This is a genomic window from Pseudomonas poae (genome assembly GCA_028869255.1).
Taxonomy (GTDB): domain Bacteria; phylum Pseudomonadota; class Gammaproteobacteria; order Pseudomonadales; family Pseudomonadaceae; genus Aquipseudomonas; species Aquipseudomonas poae_C.
Map to the genome: position 1 here is coordinate 1,512,339 of CP110972.1, position 17,264 is coordinate 1,529,602.

The 17,264-nt window shown below is 63.4% G+C and carries 12 protein-coding genes and 2 pseudogenes; 11 read left to right on the forward strand and 3 right to left on the reverse strand.

Annotated features, from left to right (window positions below; translation table 11 throughout):
- Nucleotides 1-37: 37 nt before the first annotated feature.
- A complete protein-coding gene (locus LRS56_07070) occupies nt 38-1,387 on the reverse strand; it encodes a tetratricopeptide repeat protein (GenBank protein ID WDU64252.1) in 1,350 nt (449 codons plus the stop codon).
- A gap of 317 nt (nt 1,388-1,704) precedes the next feature.
- Between LRS56_07070 and LRS56_07075 the strand changes: the two genes are divergently transcribed.
- The 6 genes from LRS56_07075 to LRS56_07100 all read left to right on the forward strand — a co-directional run bounded on the left by LRS56_07075 (nt 1,705) and on the right by LRS56_07100 (nt 8,717).
- On the forward strand, nt 1,705-3,288 hold the full coding sequence (locus LRS56_07075; GenBank protein ID WDU64253.1) for an ABC transporter substrate-binding protein: 1,584 nt from the start codon (nt 1,705-1,707) through the stop codon (nt 3,286-3,288).
- Nucleotides 3,285-4,265 (forward strand): ABC transporter permease, encoded by a 981-nt coding sequence (locus tag LRS56_07080; GenBank protein ID WDU64254.1) that lies wholly within the window; start codon nt 3,285-3,287, stop codon nt 4,263-4,265. Before LRS56_07075 ends, LRS56_07080 begins: the two co-directional genes overlap by 4 nt.
- Nucleotides 4,262-5,089: an ABC transporter permease gene (locus LRS56_07085; GenBank protein ID WDU64255.1), complete on the forward strand. Its 828-nt coding sequence runs from the start codon at nt 4,262-4,264 to the stop codon at nt 5,087-5,089. The genes LRS56_07080 and LRS56_07085 overlap by 4 nt, the downstream gene beginning before the upstream one ends.
- Nucleotides 5,086-6,693: an ABC transporter ATP-binding protein gene (locus LRS56_07090; GenBank protein ID WDU64256.1), complete on the forward strand. Its 1,608-nt coding sequence runs from the start codon at nt 5,086-5,088 to the stop codon at nt 6,691-6,693. Before LRS56_07085 ends, LRS56_07090 begins: the two co-directional genes overlap by 4 nt.
- 127 nt (nt 6,694-6,820) lie before the next feature.
- Entirely contained in the window at nt 6,821-7,648 is an 828-nt protein-coding gene (locus tag LRS56_07095) for an alpha/beta hydrolase (protein ID WDU64257.1), read from the forward strand.
- 145 nt (nt 7,649-7,793) lie between these two features.
- Complete coding sequence (locus LRS56_07100) at nt 7,794-8,717, forward strand: ATP-binding cassette domain-containing protein (GenBank protein ID WDU64258.1); 924 nt, start codon at nt 7,794-7,796, stop codon at nt 8,715-8,717.
- On the opposite strand, the pseudogene arnT reads toward LRS56_07100, so the two are convergent.
- Nucleotides 8,718-10,372: pseudogene (gene arnT, locus LRS56_07105) on the reverse strand (lipid IV(A) 4-amino-4-deoxy-L-arabinosyltransferase). It lies immediately after the preceding gene.
- 187 nt (nt 10,373-10,559) lie between these two features.
- The gene (locus LRS56_07110) at nt 10,560-11,234 is read right to left on the reverse strand and encodes a histidine phosphatase family protein (GenBank protein WDU64259.1); all 675 of its coding nucleotides are present in this window, start codon (nt 11,232-11,234) and stop codon (nt 10,560-10,562) included.
- Between the two features lie 275 nt (nt 11,235-11,509).
- Here LRS56_07110 and LRS56_07115 point away from each other — a divergent pair, with 275 nt between their 5' ends.
- From LRS56_07115 to LRS56_07135, 5 genes and pseudogenes are all read left to right on the forward strand, one after another.
- Complete coding sequence (locus LRS56_07115; GenBank protein WDU64260.1) at nt 11,510-12,169, forward strand: ABC transporter ATP-binding protein; 660 nt, start codon at nt 11,510-11,512, stop codon at nt 12,167-12,169.
- A complete protein-coding gene (locus LRS56_07120; GenBank protein ID WDU64261.1) occupies nt 12,166-14,628 on the forward strand; it encodes an FtsX-like permease family protein in 2,463 nt (820 codons plus the stop codon). Before LRS56_07115 ends, LRS56_07120 begins: the two co-directional genes overlap by 4 nt.
- Nucleotides 14,618-15,682 (forward strand): iron ABC transporter permease, encoded by a 1,065-nt coding sequence (locus LRS56_07125; GenBank protein ID WDU64262.1) that lies wholly within the window; start codon nt 14,618-14,620, stop codon nt 15,680-15,682. The genes LRS56_07120 and LRS56_07125 overlap by 11 nt, the downstream gene beginning before the upstream one ends.
- Before the next feature lie 137 nt (nt 15,683-15,819).
- A pseudogene (locus LRS56_07130) lies at nt 15,820-16,814 on the forward strand (hypothetical protein).
- Nucleotides 16,815-16,816: 2 nt separating this feature from the next.
- Nucleotides 16,817-17,164 (forward strand): hypothetical protein, encoded by a 348-nt coding sequence (locus tag LRS56_07135; protein ID WDU64263.1) that lies wholly within the window; start codon nt 16,817-16,819, stop codon nt 17,162-17,164.
- Nucleotides 17,165-17,264: the final 100 nt, after the last annotated feature.

Genomic DNA, 17,264 nt, shown 5'->3' on the forward strand with positions numbered 1-17,264 from the left:
TGTGGGAGCAAGCCAGCTCCCACATTTGGATCGATGTCTAGCCGGTAAACCGCGATACCCGCTCTTGGGCCTTTGCCGCCTGCTGCGGCAACCCCAACGCCGCATACACCCGCACCAAACTGCGATTGGTCGGCACATCCCAGCCGTCATACCTGCGCCGCAACTCCAGGGTTTGCTGCGCGCCAAACCAGTCCCCCGCCTGCAACCTTGCATCCAGTTCCACCTGGGCAAACAGGTCGCGCTGGGCATGGCTGCCGCCAATCTCATTCAGGCGTGGCAGTGCAATGCCCAGTTGCGCCAGTGCGCCTTGCGCATCCCCGCGTGCATGGGCCAGCAGCCCCAGGGCCAATGGCAGGGTGACTTCGGCCCACACCGGCCGCGCCTCAACGCTGTATTGGCGCAGCGCCGCCAGCAGCGTATCCGCCTCGGGTTTGCCCGCCCGCGCCAGGCCATACAGGTACTGCACGCTGAGGAACGGCTGCACCGTGTCGCCCACCCGGCGTTGCAGGTAGGGCGCCAACGCTTGCCAGCGCTCGCCCACGTCGATGCCGGCCAGTTCCAGCCGCGCCAGCAATGACACGGCGCCGACCTGGTCCTGGGAATACTCCGGCAGGATGCCCCACACATGCTGGTCGTAAATCGCCAATACCCGCTGATCGTCACCGCGGGCCAGGTAGAACAGCGCCAGGTGCCACCAGTTGTGGGTGTACATAAACGAGTTCAAACCGGCCCAATGATGCTTCACGCCTTCGAGGAACGCAGTGCCTTCTTCGATGCGGCCCTGGGTCAGCAGCACATGCGCCAGCGCATGCTGGGCCCAGGGCTCCGAAGGTTGCAGGCGCAGGGCCTCGCGGGCGCTGGCTTCGGCCTCTTCGAGCAAGTGGCATTGCTCGTAGGCGAAGGCCAGCAAGCCGTGGCTGTGGGCGATGTCCGGCGCGCCAGCCGTGGCCTTGAGGCCGATGCGCAGCAGCGCCGGCCAGTTGCCCCGGTTGAATTCCAGGTACTGGTTGAGCTTGGCGGCGAACAGGTCGCGGGGGTAGCGCTCAAGCAGCTGTTCGCTGAGCTGCAGGACCGCGTCCGGTTCGTCATGGATCCAGGCATGCAGCACGGCCAGGTACAGCTGGGCGCGGGGATGGTCGGTGTTCACGGCGGCGGCGCGCAGGCGATATTTTTCGGCCAGGGCCGGGCCTTCGGGGGACTCGATAAACATCAACAGCAACCCGGCGAACGCATTCGCCAGCGCGGAGTCGGGGTCGGCATCGGCGATGGCGAGAATGCCTTCGGCGCGGGGCTGGTAGCCGAGAAAGCCGCCGATGAAATCGTCCAGGCCCTGGCGGGTGGCGGGGTGGGTGGTGTCGATGGGGTTGCCCAGGTAATCCAGTGACATGCTGTAAACGCTCATCTATTCGAATGGCGAATACAGGGGCAAACCTTGTGCCATCTGAACACACAGGTTTCCTGTGGGAGCTGGCTTGCCTGCGATAGCGGTGGCTGAGTGATGAATTGGGTGGCTGATGCACCGCTATCGCAGGCAAGCCAGCTCCCACAGTGGACTTGTGTTGCTGTTGCTTTTTGCACACTCGTGCAGGCCGCTGTGGTTTTTTCATCACCCTGGCTATCCATAACACCCGCAATCGCGCTTGAAACCCCCATGGCACAGCCCTTGCAAAATCCTCCGCATGTCTTTCCAATCGAGGAGCTTCCATGCGCCCATTCTCTTTTCGCCGCGTCCTCTCGTCCGTGGGGTTGTGCACTGCGTTGCTGGCCGGCCAGGCGCTGGCGCAACCCCAGGACGGCGGGGTGCTGAACCTGGTGGCTCAGCCGGAGCCGCCCTCGCTGATGCACGGCGTGGTCAGCCATGTGTCCACGCAATATGTGAGCGGCAAGGTGCTGCAGGGCCTGCTGACTTTCGACACCGACCTCAACCCCAAACCGGTGTTGGCCAAAGCCTGGAGCCTCTCGCCGGACGGCCTCACCTACACCTTCGATTTGCAGGACGGCGTGCACTGGCACGACGGCCCGGCCTTTACCGCCGATGACGTGGTGTTCAGCTTCCAGACCTTCTACCCCGAAGTGGATAAGCGCCTCGGCGGGATCATCACCGAGTACGTCGACAGCATCACCGCCAAGGGCCCGCTGCAAGTGGTCTTCCACCTGAAGAAACCCTTCGCGCCGTTGCTCTCGGCCTTGGGCAGCGGCCTGCGCCCGGTGGTGCCCAAGCACCTGTACGCGAACACCGATTTTCGCAACAACCCCTACAATCTCAAACCGGTGGGCACCGGGCCGTTCGTGTTTGTGGAGTGGAAGCGCGGCGCCTATATCAAGCTGGCCAAGAACCCCAACTATTGGAAGAAGGGCCTGCCGCACCTCGATAGCATTGTCTTCCACGTGATCCCCGACGGCTCCTCGCGTGCCGCTGCGTTTGAACGCAATGACGTGCAAGTGCTGCGCAGTGGCGATGCCGATTACGCCGACCTCAAGCGCCTCAGCGCGTTGGCGGATGTGCAGTCGTCGGAGAAAGGCTGGGAGCTGTACGCCGGCCTGGCCTTCCTGCAGATCAACACGCGCAAGCCGCCGTTGAACAACCCCAAGGTGCGCCAGGCGATCCTGTATGCGCTGAACCGCCAGTTCATCGTCGATAACATTTTCTTCGGCTCGGGCAAGGTGGCCCAGGGCGAGTTCGTGTCGAGCACCCCGTACCACGACCCGCAGTTGCCGCAGTACGCCTATGACGTGAAAAAGGCCAAGGCGCTGATCGCCGAGTCCGGTGTGGACGTGGGCGCGGTGCGTATCCGCCTGCTCAATGGCGAGAAGGGCGGCGCCTGGGAACGCCTGGCCGAATACACCAAGCAGGCCCTGCAACCCCTGGGTTTCAAGGTGCAGGTGGTGACGTCGGATGCGGCGACCTGGTTCCAGCGTGTCAGCGACTGGGACTTCGACCTGACCTACAATTTTATCTTCCAGATCGGCGACCCGTACCTGACCAGCGCCTACCTGTTCCGCTCCGACTATATTCTCAAGACCTCGCCGTTCGCCAACGTCAGCGGCTACAACAGCCCCGAGGCGGATGCGCTGTGGCGCCAGCTCGCCGATACCCCGCAAGGCCCGGAGCGCAAGCAGCTCTACAGTAAGTTGGAGAACCTGTTGAACACCGACTTGCCCATCGCGCCGATCTTCGAGATGCGCTACCCGACGCTGTTTCACAGCCAGGTCAAAAACCTGCTGCAGACCGCCACCAGCCTTAACGAAGACTACGAAAGCGTGTACCTCGAGGCCCCGGCACCATGAATGGCGTGCTGTATGTCGGCGGGCGCCTGGGCAAGGCGCTGCTGATGGTGGTGGCGGTGTTGGTGTTGAGTTTCCTGCTGATCCGCCTGGCGCCGGGCGACCCGGCGCTGCTGCTGGCCGGTGAGGCGGGGGTGGATGATGCGCAGTTTATCGAGCAACTGCGCCAGACCATGGGCCTGGATAAACCGCTGCTCCAGCAATTGCTGATCTACCTCGGCCATGTCGCCCAGCTGGACCTCGGGTATTCCTACCGCAACCAGACCGCCGTGTGGTCGCTGCTCGCCGAGCGTTTGCCGGCCACGCTGGCGTTGATGGGCTCGGCGTTTGTGCTGTCGTCGGTGCTGGGGGTGACCCTCGGGGTGCTGGCGGCGCGGGCCCGGCAGAAACGGCACTGGCTGGATGGGCTGATTTCCCACGGGGCCTTGCTGCTGTATTCGATACCGTCGTTCTGGTTGGCGATGCTGCTGATCCTGCTGTTTTCCGTGAGCCTGGACTGGCTGCCGGCGTTTGGTATGGAGACCGTGGGCCGCGATTTCTCGGTGCTGGACCGTTTGCAGCATCTGCTGTTGCCGTGCGTGTCCTTGAGCGTGATGTTCCTCGCCTTGTACATCCACCTGACCCGCGCCGCCGTGCTCGACGCGCTGGGCCAGGAGTACGTGCGCACCGCCCACGCCAAAGGCTTGCACCCGCGACGGATTCTCTGGGTGCATGTGCTGCGCAACGCTTTGTTGCCGGTGGTGACCTTTGCCGGTTTGCAACTGGGCCAACTGGCCAGCGTCGCGTTGCTGGTGGAGGTGGTGTATGCCTGGCCCGGCATCGGCCGCTTGTTGTACGACGCCCTGGCCCAACGTGACTACGGCGTGTTGATGGGCGGCTTTCTGGTTATTTCGACTCTGGTGGTGGGCTTCAACGTGTTGACCGATGTGATTTGCCGTTTGCTCGACCCACGTATCGGCGCCGGAGGGCAGGGCGGATGAGCGTGCTCAAGCGCTTTGTGCGCCAACCCTCGGCGCTGATCGGCGCACTGTTCCTGCTGCTGTTGGCCGCGCTGGCGCTGGCTGCGCCCTGGCTCGTCGACAGCTCGCCGTGGGACATGAACGCCCAGCCGATGCTGGCGCCGTTCCACGACCCGGCGCACTGGCTGGGCAGCGACCAGCTCGGGCGTGACCTCGGCAGCGGCTTGCTCTATGGCGCCCGCCTGTCGCTGGCGGTGGGTGTGCTGACCAGCCTGGCGACCTTGCTGGTGGGGCTGGTGGTGGGCGCCATCGCCGGGTACTTCGGCGGCTGGGTCGACGGCGTGCTGATGCGCGTCGCCGAGTTCTTCCAGATCATCCCGCAACTGGTGCTGGCGGTGATCCTGGTGGCGGTGCTGGAACCGTCCCTGGGCACTATCGTGCTGGCGATTGCCTTGGTGGCGTGGCCGGCGGTGGCGCGCCTGGTGCGCAGTGAATTCCTCACCCTGCGCCAGCGCGAATTCGTGCAGGCGGCGCGGGTGCTGGGCCAGTCGCCCTGGGGGATTATCAGCCAACAGATCCTGCCGAATGCCCTGGCGCCGTTGCTGGTGGTCATGACGTTTGTGATGGCCACGGCGATCCTCACCGAAGCCGCGCTGGCGTTCCTTGGCCTCAGCGACCCGGAGGCGATGAGCTGGGGTTATATGATCAACGCGTCCCGTGGCCTGTTGCGGGATGCGTGGTGGATGAGTTTCTTGCCGGGGCTGGCGATTGTGCTGTGTGTACTGGCGGTAAATCGGCTGGGCGAGGGCCTGCGCGTGGCGTTTGAACCGGGGAGGTCGCTATGACGTTATTGAGTGTCGAGCACCTGCGCATCGCCTTGCCGGCGGGTGCCGACCGCAGCCATGCGCTGTATGACCTGTCGCTGCAACTGCGCAGTGGCGAATGCCTGTGTGTGGTGGGCGAGTCCGGCTCGGGCAAGTCGATGCTGGCCAAGGCCCTGCTGCGCCAGTTGCCGGTGCCGCTGAGGGTGGAAAGCGGGCGTCTGGTGTTTCGCGAGCAAGACCTGGCGGAACGCAGCGAAGCCGCCATGCGCGAACTGCGCGGGCGCGACATCAGTATGGTGTTCCAGGAACCCATGAGCGCGCTGAACCCGCTGCTGCGGGTGGGGGAGCAGATTGATGAAACCCTGCGCGCCCATGGCGTGAAAGCTGCGGGCGAGCGTCGGCGGCGGGTCGTGGATTTGCTCGGTTATGTCGGCCTGCCCGACCCCGAGCGCCTGCGCCTGGCCTATCCCTTTGAACTCTCGGGTGGCCAGCGCCAACGGGTGGTCATCGCCATGGCCCTGGCATTCGAGCCGGCGCTGTTGATCGCCGATGAACCCACCTCGGCCCTCGACGTGACCACCCAGGCGCAGATCCTCGACCTGTTGCGCAGCATCCAGCAAGACACAGGCATGGCGCTGTTGTTTATCACCCATGACTTTGCTGTGGTCGAGGCGATTGCCGACCGCGTGCTGGTGCTGGAAAAAGGCCGCGTGGTGGAACAGGGCAGCGCGCACCAGGTGTTGCGTGAGCCCCAGGCGCTATATACCCGGCAACTGTTGGCGGCGGTGTCGGCCCAACCGCTGGCGCCGCGCGGTACGGTTGACGGCGCGGTGGTGCTCAAGGCCGAGCAATTGGGCAAGGTGTTCAGTACCCGCAATGGCTGGTGGGGCCGGCGCACCACCCAGGCGCTGGACGCCGTCGAGCTGCAGTTGCGTGAGGGTGAAACCTTGGGGATCGTCGGGGAGTCGGGGTCGGGCAAGTCGACCTTGGGCCGCTGCCTGGTGCGGCTGTTGCGGGCCGACACCGGGCACATCGAATGGCTGGGCCAGGACGTGGCAGGGTTGCCCGAGGCGCGTTTGCGGCCGTTGCGCAGTGAGGTGCAGATGATCTTCCAGGACCCGTTCGCGTCCCTCAACCCACGCCAGACCGTGGGCCGCATCGTCATGACCGGGCCGCTGGTGCAGGGCCGCTCCAGGGCCGACGCCGAACAGCGCGCACGGGCCTTGCTGGAACGGGTGGGCCTGCCCGCCACGGCGTTCGAACGCTACCCCCATGAGTTCTCCGGCGGCCAGCGCCAGCGCATCGGCATCGCCCGCGCATTGGCGGTGGAACCCAAGGTGCTGATTGCCGATGAGTGCGTATCGGCCCTGGATGCCTTGATTCAGGTGCAGATTCTGGAATTGCTGGAGTCCCTGCAACGGCAGCTGAAATTGAGCATTGTGTTTATCACCCACGATTTGCGCGTAGCGGCGCGTTTGTGTGATCGGATCGCCGTGATGCAGCACGGGCGGGTGGTGGAGCAGGGCGACACGGCGAAGCTGTTCGCCGATGCGCGCCATCCTTATACCCGCACGTTGTTGCAGTGTGTGCCGACGGCCCCGATTCCAGAGGCATACACCATCTGAATGTGGGAGCGGGCTTGCTCGCGAAAGCGCTAGATCAGCCAGCCTATTCGGCGACTGGCACACCGCTTTCGCGAGCAAGCCCGCTCCCACAGTCGACCGAGTTTATTTATCGAGGAATGTGCTGTTTATGTTTACTGACCTGCCGGTAGTACGTGGCGAGCTGTTGGAGATTCGCCCCGGGCGCCGCCTGAGCATTGCCCATCAGGTGGGCACCACCCAGCCCGACACCGTGGTGTTTTTCTGCCATGGCGCCGGCGGCAACAAGGACCAATGGCGCCTCCAATGGCAAGCCCTTGAGGCCGAAGGCTACAGCCTGGTGGCCTGGGACCTGTTGGGCCATGGCGAAAGCCCGCAGCCGCGTGACGATCCCGCTTACGCCTGGGCCGAACTGGTGGCGGACTACCTGGCGATCCTGCAGCACTACGCCGCTGCGCGTAACCTGATCATCGCCCACTCCTTCGGCACCGGCCTGAGCCTCAGTGCGTTGCTGGCACGGCCGACGGTGCCGATTGAGGCGGCGTTGCTGCTGGGCACTCAGCTGTACCGGCCTGCCGTCGGTGGTGGGTTGATGTCATTGCCGGCGTGGATTCTGGAGTGGCTACGCCCGGTCCTGGCCAAGGGCTTTCGCGAGCGCGCCTGGCACGCCTCGGCCGACCCGGCGCTGGTGGCCTATGAGGAAAAACTCACCGAGCGCAATCGCCTGTACATGTTCAAGGCCCTGACCAGGCATGCGCAATGGCCGGACGCGCAGCAGATCCCCAGCCTGGTGTTGCCGGTCAGCGTATTGGCGGGTGACAGCGACGGCCTGACCCCCGCCAGCGGCGGCGAGGCGTTGGCCGGGCAGTTGCCGAATGCCGATTTCCAAGTGCTGCAAGCCTGTGGCCACCAGCTGATGCTGGAAAAGCCCGACGCGGTGCTCAACGCATTCAACGCGCTGCTGGCTAAGCGCTTATAACCCGAAAACTTTTTGCTATGCGATTCAGCTATTGGATTGTTCCTGAGGTAATGCCTTTAATTCGCAACCTAACTCATTGTTGTACGGCATAAATCATCGCCGCCGTACAGTGTAATGAGTCATCGTTGCGCCTTAGAGATTAGCCATGAGCAACCTTGTTGCCCCCGAGCCTCTGGTCCGCCTGCTGGGCCTGTGCAAGACCTTTGGTGCCCAGCGTGCACTGGATCAGGTCAACCTGGATATTTACCCGGGTGAGGGGGTGGCAGTGCTGGGGGCCGGCGGGGCAGGTAAATCGACCCTGGTGAAGATCCTCAGCGGCAGCCTGGCGCCGGATGCCGGCGAGCTGTGGGTAGAGGGGCAGCGACAACGCTTCACCTCGCCGTTGTCGGCGCGCCGGGTAGGGATTGTGGCGGTGCACCAACGGCCGGATGATGCGATTGCGCCGGGCCTGAGCGTGGCGGAAAACCTGTTGCTCGATGAGTTGGGCCAGCCCGACGCGGACTTTCTGCTCAACCGCAAAAGCCTGCTGCAACGCGCTGAGGCAATCGCCGCCGGGTTGGGCCTGGAGTTGCCGTTGCAGCTTCCGGTAGAGCGCCTGGGCCAGGCCGATCGACAACGGTTGGTACTCGCCCGGGCGTTCGCCCTGCAGCCCAAACTGCTGATTCTCGATGAGCCCACCGCCGCGCTGTCCGAAGCCGATGCCGAACGCCTGCTGGGGCTGATCGACAGCCAGCGTGCACGCGGTGTGGCGATTCTGTATATCTCGCAACGCTTGTCCGACCTGCAACGCGTGACCAACCGCGCTATCGTCCTGCAGGCAGGCCGCATCACCAGCGACATCAACCCCCGGCACCTGCCCAGCGCGGCCTACACGCTGTTTGGCGATGTGGCCGAACACCCGCCGACCACGCCTGATAAAACCTTGCCTGTACCGTTCCTGGAGCGCTTTACCCGCGCCGGGTTTATCCGCAATCGCGCTGAGGGGCGGGCGGTGCAGGAACAGCTGGCGGGGCTCGGCGTCGCGCCGCCGGGCGAAGCCCTTGAGCCCGGCAAGAGCAAGCCTTGCTGATCAGGGTAGCGGCGGGTAGAGGATCAGTTCCAGGTAACCCTTGAGTAGTGTTTGCCGCCCGGCGGCAGTTGCCCGGCCTCGCGCATTTCACTGGTGCTGTTGACCCGCAGCAGCACGCCGACCGAGCCGTGCTGGCGTGCTTCTTTGAGCCAGTCCTGGACCTGCTCCAACTCGACTTTGCGCTTTACCGCACCCGCGTATTGCAGGCCGTAGCGCAACTCGCCCTCGGTGTCATACAAGGCCACGTCGTCGCGTTTCAGGCGCCAGGCCATGGCGCTGGCGCTCCCCAGTTCATTGCTCAGCAGCGCGTGGGTGTGCTGCAACTCCTCCAGATGCTCGAGCACAAACTGATCGGGCATTTCGTTGTCGGCGATTTGCGCCGGCATGCTGCAGGGCAGCAGGACCACCAGCACGCCGATGCCCAACACCGGCGTTGCCCACAACGTCAGCGGGCGAAACGCTTGCAGCAGGTGGGTGAGCACCCACACCAGCAGCACGATAAACGCCAGCGACAGGCTGAACATCTCGGCATGGCTGTTGCCGTACAGCGGCCTGGCGATTTGCAGGTAGATCAGGCCGATCATGGCCGCCAGGCCGATCACGAAGTTGAACAGGCCGTTGAGGCAGATCGTGCGGGCGCGGCCTTCGCGGAGCAGGTCGCTCAGGGTATGCCCCATCAACAGCGCCAGCGGCAGCAGGCACGGCATGATGTAGGTCGGCAGCTTGCCGTTGCTCAGGCTGAAGAAGCCCAGCGGCAGCAGCAGCCACAGGGCCAGGAAGGCGATTGACGGTTGGCGTTTTTCGGTCCAGGTCTTGTGCAGCGTGTTGGGCAGCAAGCCGGCCCAGGGCAGGCAGGCCACGGCCATGATCGGCAAAAAGAACCACCATGGCCGTACGTGCTGGGCGTCGTCGGCGCTGAAACGGCGAATGTGTTCATTCCAGAAAAAGAAGCGCCAGAAGTCCGGTTCATGCAGGTGCACCGCCAGCGCCCACGGTAGGCAGAGCAGCGCCGCTACCCCTACCGCCACCGGGCCGTAGCGCAGCAACTCGCCCAGGCGCCGTTGCCAGAGCATGTACGGCACGGCAATCAGCACCGGCAGCGCCCAGGCCAGGAAGCCCTTGGTCAAAAAGCCCATGGCGCAGGCCGCACCCAGCACGGCCCAGGCGCCCAGACGCTCGCGTGTACGCGTGCTGTCGAGGGCAAACCACAGGGCTACCAGGCTGAGGTTGACCCACAAGGTAAATTGCGGGTCGAGGTTGGAATACCCGGCTTGCCCGGCCACCAGGCCAAAGCTCAGGTAGAGCAGGGCGCAGGCGAAACTTTTGCGCGGGTCGTGCCACAGGCGGCGGGCCACCACGTAAGCCAGCAATACGCTCAACCCGGTAGTGAGGGCCGAAGCGATGCGCACCCCGAACAGGTTCTCGCCAAACACGGCCTGGCCCAGGGCGATCAGCCAATAACCGGCGGCGGGTTTTTCGAAATACCGAACGCCCATGAAGTGCGGCGCCACCCAGTCGCCGCTATGGAGCATCTCCTGGCTGATCTGGGCGTAGCGGGTTTCGTCGGGGATCCACAGACCATGCAGGCCCAGGGGCAGCAGATAAAACGTGGCGATGGCCAGCAGTAATACCACCAGCGGGTTAAATCGAGTGATCACAACGTCGCTCCTTGACGTTTAAAACCGGGCTCTGGAAGTAATGAAGTAATAGCCGAAAACATCAAAGCGTTCACTGGATGACAGAAAGATTTCATAACGTCCTTAATTAAAAGGCGCAATTAAACATGCCAGAACATGGCTGTCTTTTTGCTGAACATAAGCCGTGGCGGCGGGCGCTAACTACTTAAAGTTGCTTGAGTACGTTGGGCCAGTCGGGGTTGTTCACGATACCCAGGGTCTTGAACTTGCCGTTGGGCAATACCTGCACGAACAGCGCGCTGCCGTACTCGGGGAAGGTTGCGTGGGGATAGCCCAGGGTGGTTTCGAAGTCGGCAATGCAGCCGCTGTGGGTGATGAATACCAGGTTGCGTCCCGGGGTTTTGTGGCTGAGCAGTTCTTCACCCATGGCCGTGCCGCAGACGGCTTTCTCGCCCGAGGTCAGCTCGTTTTTACCGAACATGAAGCGTAAGGTCTGGGCGGTGCGAATGGCCGGGCTGGCGAGTACGTCGCTGGTGTCCATACCCAGTGTTTTAAAGGCTTTGCCGAGGTTTTCCGCGTGCTGGCTGCCGTTTGTCGTCAGGCCCTCGACCGGTCCCAGGCAGGGGTTGGTCGAGCGGTCGCAGCGCTCTTCGTGGCGCACCAGTACGATCAGGTCACCGTCGCGCCACAGCGGCAGAACCTCGGAGGTCAGCAGGCGATTGCCCACACCCAGGTCGCGGGGTGATGCAGGCCAGAACAGGCTGGCGGTGAGCAGCAATGCCACCACGACAATCCCCAGCCAGAGAGCCGGCAAGCGCTTGAAGAAGCCCCGGCGCAAGCGTGGTTTGGTCAGGGTAAGGTCAACCAATTCATTCACCATGGGCACTGTGGGCAGTGTTGTACTAATTCGGCGCAACGTGTTGGCGAATGCCCACAGTAACGCCAGAGGCTGTCACAGGGCGGCTGTCTTTTCGCTGAACATGTTGCAGTTAAAAAGTTGTCAGCTGTGGCAACTAACAAGTTGCCGACAAGTGACGCTTGGCCGGTAATTTAAAGCGCGGTGAGTGGGCAACCGGTGAAATCCATGTGAAAAATTTGCGTGGCCTTGATCGGCAGCCGTTATTCTCGATGGTCACTCCTCAAACGAGCGCTCACATGTTGCAGGTGCAAGGTGTCTTCAAAAGCTATGCCACCCCTCAGGGGCCACTGGCGGTGCTGGCCGGTGTCGACCTGCACCTGGCCGCCCGCAGCAGCCTGGCGTTGATGGGCGAGTCGGGCAGTGGCAAGAGCACCCTGTTGCACCTGGTGGCGGGGCTGGACCGGGTGGATGGCGGCAGCATCCAGGTGGGTGAGCGGCGTCTTGAACAACTGAGCGAAGCCCAACTGGCCCACTGGCGACGCACCGAAATCGGCCTGGTGTTTCAGCAGTTCAACCTGATCGGCAGCTTGCGCGTCGACGACAACCTGGCCTTCCAGGCCCGCCTGGCGGGGCGCTTCGATGCCCAATGGCAGGCGCAACTGGTGGAGCGCCTGGGGCTGGGCGATTTGCTCAAGCGTTACCCGGAACAACTCTCCGGCGGTCAGCAGCAGCGGGTGGCGGTAGGGCGGGCGCTGGCTTCGCGCCCGGGCTTGCTGTTGGCCGACGAGCCCACCGGCAACCTCGATGAAGCCACCAGTGACGAGGTGCTGCAACTGCTGCTCGACCTGCTGCGCGACAGCCCCACCAGCCTGTTGATGGTCACCCACAGCCCGCGCATCGCTGCCCGCCTGGACCAGCAGGTGGTGTTGCAGCGTGGTCAGGTCGTTTCTACATGAGGGTGTTTTATTGGGCGCTGCGCGCACTGCTCAGCCATTGGCGGCGCCATCCGGTGCAGTTTTTCAGCGTGCTGACCGGGCTGTGGCTGGCCACCGCCTTGTTGACCGGGGTGCAGGCGCTCAACAGCCAGGCGCGTGACAGCTATGCCCGCGCCAGCCAACTGATCGGCGGCGAACCTCAGGCCAGTCTCAGTGCGCCCGACGGTGCAAGTTTCCCGCAAGCCCTGTTCGCCGAACTGCGCCGCGCCGGTTGGCCGGTGTCGCCGGTGGTCCAGGGCCGGGTGCAGCTCAAAGGGCTGGAAGAGGTGCGCCTGCAATTGATGGGGATCGACCCGGTGTCGTTGCCCGGCAGCGGCACGGTGGCGGGGCAGCGTTTGAGCCAGGCGCAAATGCTTGCCTTCTTTGATCCGCCGGGGCGCACCTGGATCGCGCCGCAAACCTTGCAGGCTCTGGGGCTGCAGGAGGGTGAACAGCCGGTGACGCTGAGCGGGCAGCGCTTGCCGCCCCTGCACATCCAACAAGACATGGCGCCCGGCCTGCTGCTGACCGATATCGGCTTTGCCCAACCGGTGCTGGGCATGCCCGGGCGCCTGTCGCGGTTGCTGGTGGACAAGGCTTTCGCAGCCGGCCATCCCACACCACCGGCCGAACTGCAACTCAAGCAGGCGCAGGACAATAACCTGGCGCGCCTGACTGAGAGCTTTCACCTGAACCTCGATGCGCTGGGCTTTCTGTCCTTTGTGGTGGGGCTGTTTATCGTGCACGCCGCCATCGGCCTGGCGCTGGAACAGCGGCGCGGGCTGTTGCGCACCTTGCGCGCCTGTGGGGTGAGTGCGCGGATGCTGATCCTCAGCCTCGGGGTGGAACTGGGCGCCCTGTCGTTACTGGGCGGCGTGCTCGGCGTGGCCAGTGGTTACCTGCTGGCCAGCCTGTTGCTGCCGGATGTCGCCGCCAGCCTGCGCGGCCTGTATGGCGCCGAGGTACCGGGGCAATTGAGCCTGAGCCCATGGTGGTGGTTGGCGGGGCTGGGCTTGAGCCTGCTCGGCGCCTTGCTCGCTGGCGCCAGCAGCGTGTGGCGGGCGGCGCGTTTGCCGTTGCTGGCACTGGCCAATGCGCAGGCCTGGCACGAAGCCCATGGGCGCTGGTTGCGGCGTCAGGGCTGGGTGGCGGGCACGGCGTTGCTGATCGCGCTGCTGGCGCTATGGCGGGGGGACAGCCTGGCTGCCGGGTTTGTACTGATGGCCGCGTTGCTGCTGGGGGCTGCCCTCGGTTTACCGGTGCTGCTCAACGCCTTGCTCAAGGCCGTGCTGGGGCGCAGCCGTTCGGTGCTGGGCCAATGGTTTCTCGCCGACTGCCGCCAGCAATTGCCGGCCCTGAGCCTGGCCCTGATGGCGTTGCTATTGGCCCTGGCCGCGAATATCGGCGCGGGCTCGATGACGTCGGGCTTTCGCCACACGTTCAACAATTGGCTGGAACAACGCCTCACCGCCGAGCTGTACCTCAACCCGCAGACCCCGGCCCAGGCGCAGCAACTCAGCACCTGGCTGGCCCAGCAACCCTTGGTGCAAACCGTGCTGCCCACCTGGCAGGTCGCCGTGCAATTGCAGGGCTGGCCGGCGGACGTGTTTGGCGTGGTCGATGACCCGACCTATCGCCAGCACTGGCCGTTGCTGGAAGCAGCCAGCGCGCCCTGGGACCAGTTGCAGCAAAACGACAGCCTGATGCTCAGCGAACAACTGGCGCGGCGCCTGGCCGTAAAGCTCGGCGATACGCTGAGCATTCCTACGCCGCAAGGTGTGTGGGCACCCACGGTGGTCGGAATTTACGCCGATTACGGCAACCCCAAGGGCCACGTGCTGGTCAACGCCACGCACCTGCTGGCCCACTGGCCGACGTTGTCACCGGCGCGCTTCAACCTGCGGGTCGCGCCGCCCGATGTGGCGCCGCTGGTGCGTGAGGTGCAGCGCGCATTTGCTCTGGAAGACAGCCGGATTGTTGATCAGCAGCAGCTCAAGGGCTGGTCGAGCCAGGTCTTCGAGCGCACGTTCGCTGCGACTGCCGCGCTGAACAGCCTCACCCTCGGCGTGGCTGGCGTGGCGCTGTTCATCAGCCTGCTGACCCAGAGCCAAAGCCGCCTGGGCCAACTCGCACCGTTGTGGGCGTTGGGGGTGACGCGACGGCAATTGATGCTGCTGAACCTGGGGCAGACCTGGCTGCTGGCGGTGCTCACATTGGTCCTCGCCTTACCCCTGGGCCTCTTGCTGGCGTGGTGCCTGGACGTGGTGATCAATGTGCAGGCCTTTGGCTGGCGCCTGCCGTTGCAGGTGTTCCCATGGCAGCTTGCGCAGTTGTTGGGGCTGGCGCTGCTGGCCACGTTGCTGGCGTCGGCCTGGCCGCTGTGGCAGTTGTATCGCAGCCGCCCGGCGGATTTGTTGAGGACCTTTGCCCATGAAGATTAAATCACTGCTGTGGGCTGTTTTGCTGTTACTGGGCGCATGTGACCAACAACCCGCGCCACAGGCGAGCTTCGCCGGCCTGGGCAGTGACGCGGCGGACTTTGCCCAGGTGGTCCCCGGCAAACTCTTCAGTTTTCCCGAGGACCATGGCCCGCACGCCGGTTTTCGCATTGAATGGTGGTACGTCACCGCCAACCTCAAGGATGCCCAGGGCAATGTGTTCGGGGTGCAATGGACACTGTTTCGCAATGCCCTCAAGGCCGGGCCCGAACATACCGGCTGGCAGGACGCGACGATTTGGCTCGGCCACGCCGCCGTCACCTCCGCCACGCGCCACTACGCCGCCGAGCGTTACGCCCGTGGCGGCGTCGGCCAGGCGGGAGCCCAGGCGGTGCCGTTCAATGCCTGGATCGATGACTGGAATTTCGCCACCCGCCCCGGTAGCCCAAGTGCGTTGGCGGACATGCAACTCAAGGCCGGCGGTGCGCACTTCGCCTACGACTTGCACCTGACCTCAAGCCGCCCGCTGGTGCTGCAGGGCGAGGGCGGCTACAGCCGTAAATCCGACCAGGGCCAGGCGTCGTACTACTACAGCCAGCCGTTTTTCAGCGCCAATGGCAGCGTCACCCTCGACGGCAACACCTACCAGGTCAGCGGCCCCGCCTGGCTCGACCGCGAATGGAGCAGCCAACCCCTGGGCGCCACCCAGAGCGGTTGGGACTGGTTCTCGCTGCACCTGGACCGTGGTGAGCAATTGATGCTGTTTCGTGTACGGCAAACCGATGGCGCGTCGTACCTGACCGGCACCTGGATCGACCGCGAAGGCCGTACCCAGACCCTGCATAACGCCGATATCCAACTGGCGCCGCTGCAAACCACTGTTATCGATGGGCGCCATATTCCTACGCGCTGGTCGCTGAAAATTCCCGGCAAACAGCTGGATATCACCACCCAGGCCGTCAACCCGAACGCTTGGATGAACCTGAGTATTCCTTACTGGGAAGGGCCGGTGCAGTTCGAGGGTGGGGTGGGTTACCTGGAGATGACCGGGTATTGAGTGCGTTTCTGTAGGCGCTTGTTCTCAATCAAGTAGGTTAATTCCCAAATGTGATTTCGGCCCCCCGGACTTGTGTCCGGACCGGGTTCGCTTGCTTATATTTCGACGCCATCTTGTTTGCATCCCGGATGTAAGGCATGGCGCAGAGTTATATCAATGACCACATGACGGACTACACCAGTCTGAAAAAACGTGCGATGGGCAGCGCATTGAGCCAGCAGCGCTCGGACCATTTTGATGTGCTGAACCGCCACCTGCGCCCGGGGCTGGTGGCGCCCGGGCAACTGGTGATTATTCCCGACCCCTACAGCGTGGGGTGTTCATTTGAAGAAGCCTGGTTGATGCGCCATGCCGAAGACGTTCGTCGCAATCTGGACATGCAGGCAGCGGCCGGCGCGGCGGTGATCGACAACTATGACCTGCTGCAGAGCTTTCTGACGTATGGCTCGATTGGCATCGGCAGTGCGACTTCGGCGTGGGCGCGGCACCTGGATGAGGTGGCGCAGACGCTGGAAGACGTGGAGCGGTTGCACCAGCGGCTCAAAGGCGGCGGGTTGGACCGGGAAGCATTTATTCAGCAACGCCAGGCATTGTTCCGCCGGTTGGAGCTGCAATTGCACGGCGCGGCACGGTTTGGCACGGGGTTGCAGGGCAATGAATCGTTGAAAAAGGTGCTGGGGATTTCGACCAAGAGTTATCTGCATAAAGGCGAGATCGCAGGGTACGCCAAGCGGATTCGCGAGATCGCGCAGATGTCGAAGTGGTTGGGCAAGGGGACTTATGTGGGGTTGGCGTTGGATGTGGGGAATGCAGGGTTGGAAATCAAGGAGGCATGTGTGACGGGGCGGGAGGCGCAGTGCAGGAGGGCGAAGTATGTGGAGACGGGGAGGTTGGCGGGTGGGGTGGTGGGCGCTGCTGGTGGAGGTTTTTTCGGCGCTAAGCTAACTCGTCGTGCATGCAACTTTTTTTAGGTGTCGCGACTAGAGGAAGCGGTGCTCTGACCTGCGCAATTATCGGTGGTGCTGCGGGTGGGTATTATGGAGGCAGCAAAATCGGCAATGGCGGTGCGTTTCTGGGCGGCAAGATCATAGAGATTGATGGTGATTTGATCTTTCAACCGGAGGGGGCTTAACGATGTCGTTTTTTCTCGTCTACACCGTTGTGATGATTGTTGGAACCTTCGCCGTGGTGGGACTGTTGCTTTTTGCCGGACGTACAAAATTCGAGGAGCTGGAAAGTTACTTCAGTGAAAACCCGGAGGTTCGTAAGCGTAAACAACTCTGGGGGAGAAACCGGCGCTTTAATCTGATGTGTCTGATCATTGATATCCTCGCCCATTCAAAAAGCTCCTTGAAAGAAGGCTTTGTGACTGAGGCGCAATTGGCCGCCATTCCGTTATCACTCAAGCGTTGGGCCGTGTGGCCCTATCGCCTTGCGATGACCTGGGCTATCAGCTGGGGCTATTGGTGTACCTGGCTCTAGAGGTGCCTTCTTTTCCTGAGGATATTTTTTCGAAAAAATACTGTACATCCATCCAGTAATATTCTACATTCCATCCCAGGTGACCGGATGTCACCTGAGC

Bases quoted from the DNA above. Each gene is read 5' to 3' on its own strand.
- LRS56_07070 (WDU64252.1), bottom strand. From the start codon at position 1,387: ATGTCACTGGATTACCTGGGCAACCCCATCGACACCACCCACCCCGCC.
- LRS56_07075 (WDU64253.1), top strand. From the start codon at position 1,705: ATGCGCCCATTCTCTTTTCGCCGCGTCCTCTCGTCCGTGGGGTTGTGC.
- LRS56_07080 (WDU64254.1), top strand. From the start codon at position 3,285: ATGAATGGCGTGCTGTATGTCGGCGGGCGCCTGGGCAAGGCGCTGCTG.
- LRS56_07085 (WDU64255.1), top strand. From the start codon at position 4,262: ATGAGCGTGCTCAAGCGCTTTGTGCGCCAACCCTCGGCGCTGATCGGC.
- LRS56_07090 (WDU64256.1), top strand. From the start codon at position 5,086: ATGACGTTATTGAGTGTCGAGCACCTGCGCATCGCCTTGCCGGCGGGT.
- LRS56_07095 (WDU64257.1), top strand. From the start codon at position 6,821: ATGTTTACTGACCTGCCGGTAGTACGTGGCGAGCTGTTGGAGATTCGC.
- LRS56_07100 (WDU64258.1), top strand. From the start codon at position 7,794: ATGAGCAACCTTGTTGCCCCCGAGCCTCTGGTCCGCCTGCTGGGCCTG.
- LRS56_07110 (WDU64259.1), bottom strand. From the start codon at position 11,234: ATGGTGAATGAATTGGTTGACCTTACCCTGACCAAACCACGCTTGCGC.
- LRS56_07115 (WDU64260.1), top strand. From the start codon at position 11,510: ATGTTGCAGGTGCAAGGTGTCTTCAAAAGCTATGCCACCCCTCAGGGG.
- LRS56_07120 (WDU64261.1), top strand. From the start codon at position 12,166: ATGAGGGTGTTTTATTGGGCGCTGCGCGCACTGCTCAGCCATTGGCGG.
- LRS56_07125 (WDU64262.1), top strand. From the start codon at position 14,618: ATGAAGATTAAATCACTGCTGTGGGCTGTTTTGCTGTTACTGGGCGCA.
- LRS56_07135 (WDU64263.1), top strand. From the start codon at position 16,817: ATGTCGTTTTTTCTCGTCTACACCGTTGTGATGATTGTTGGAACCTTC.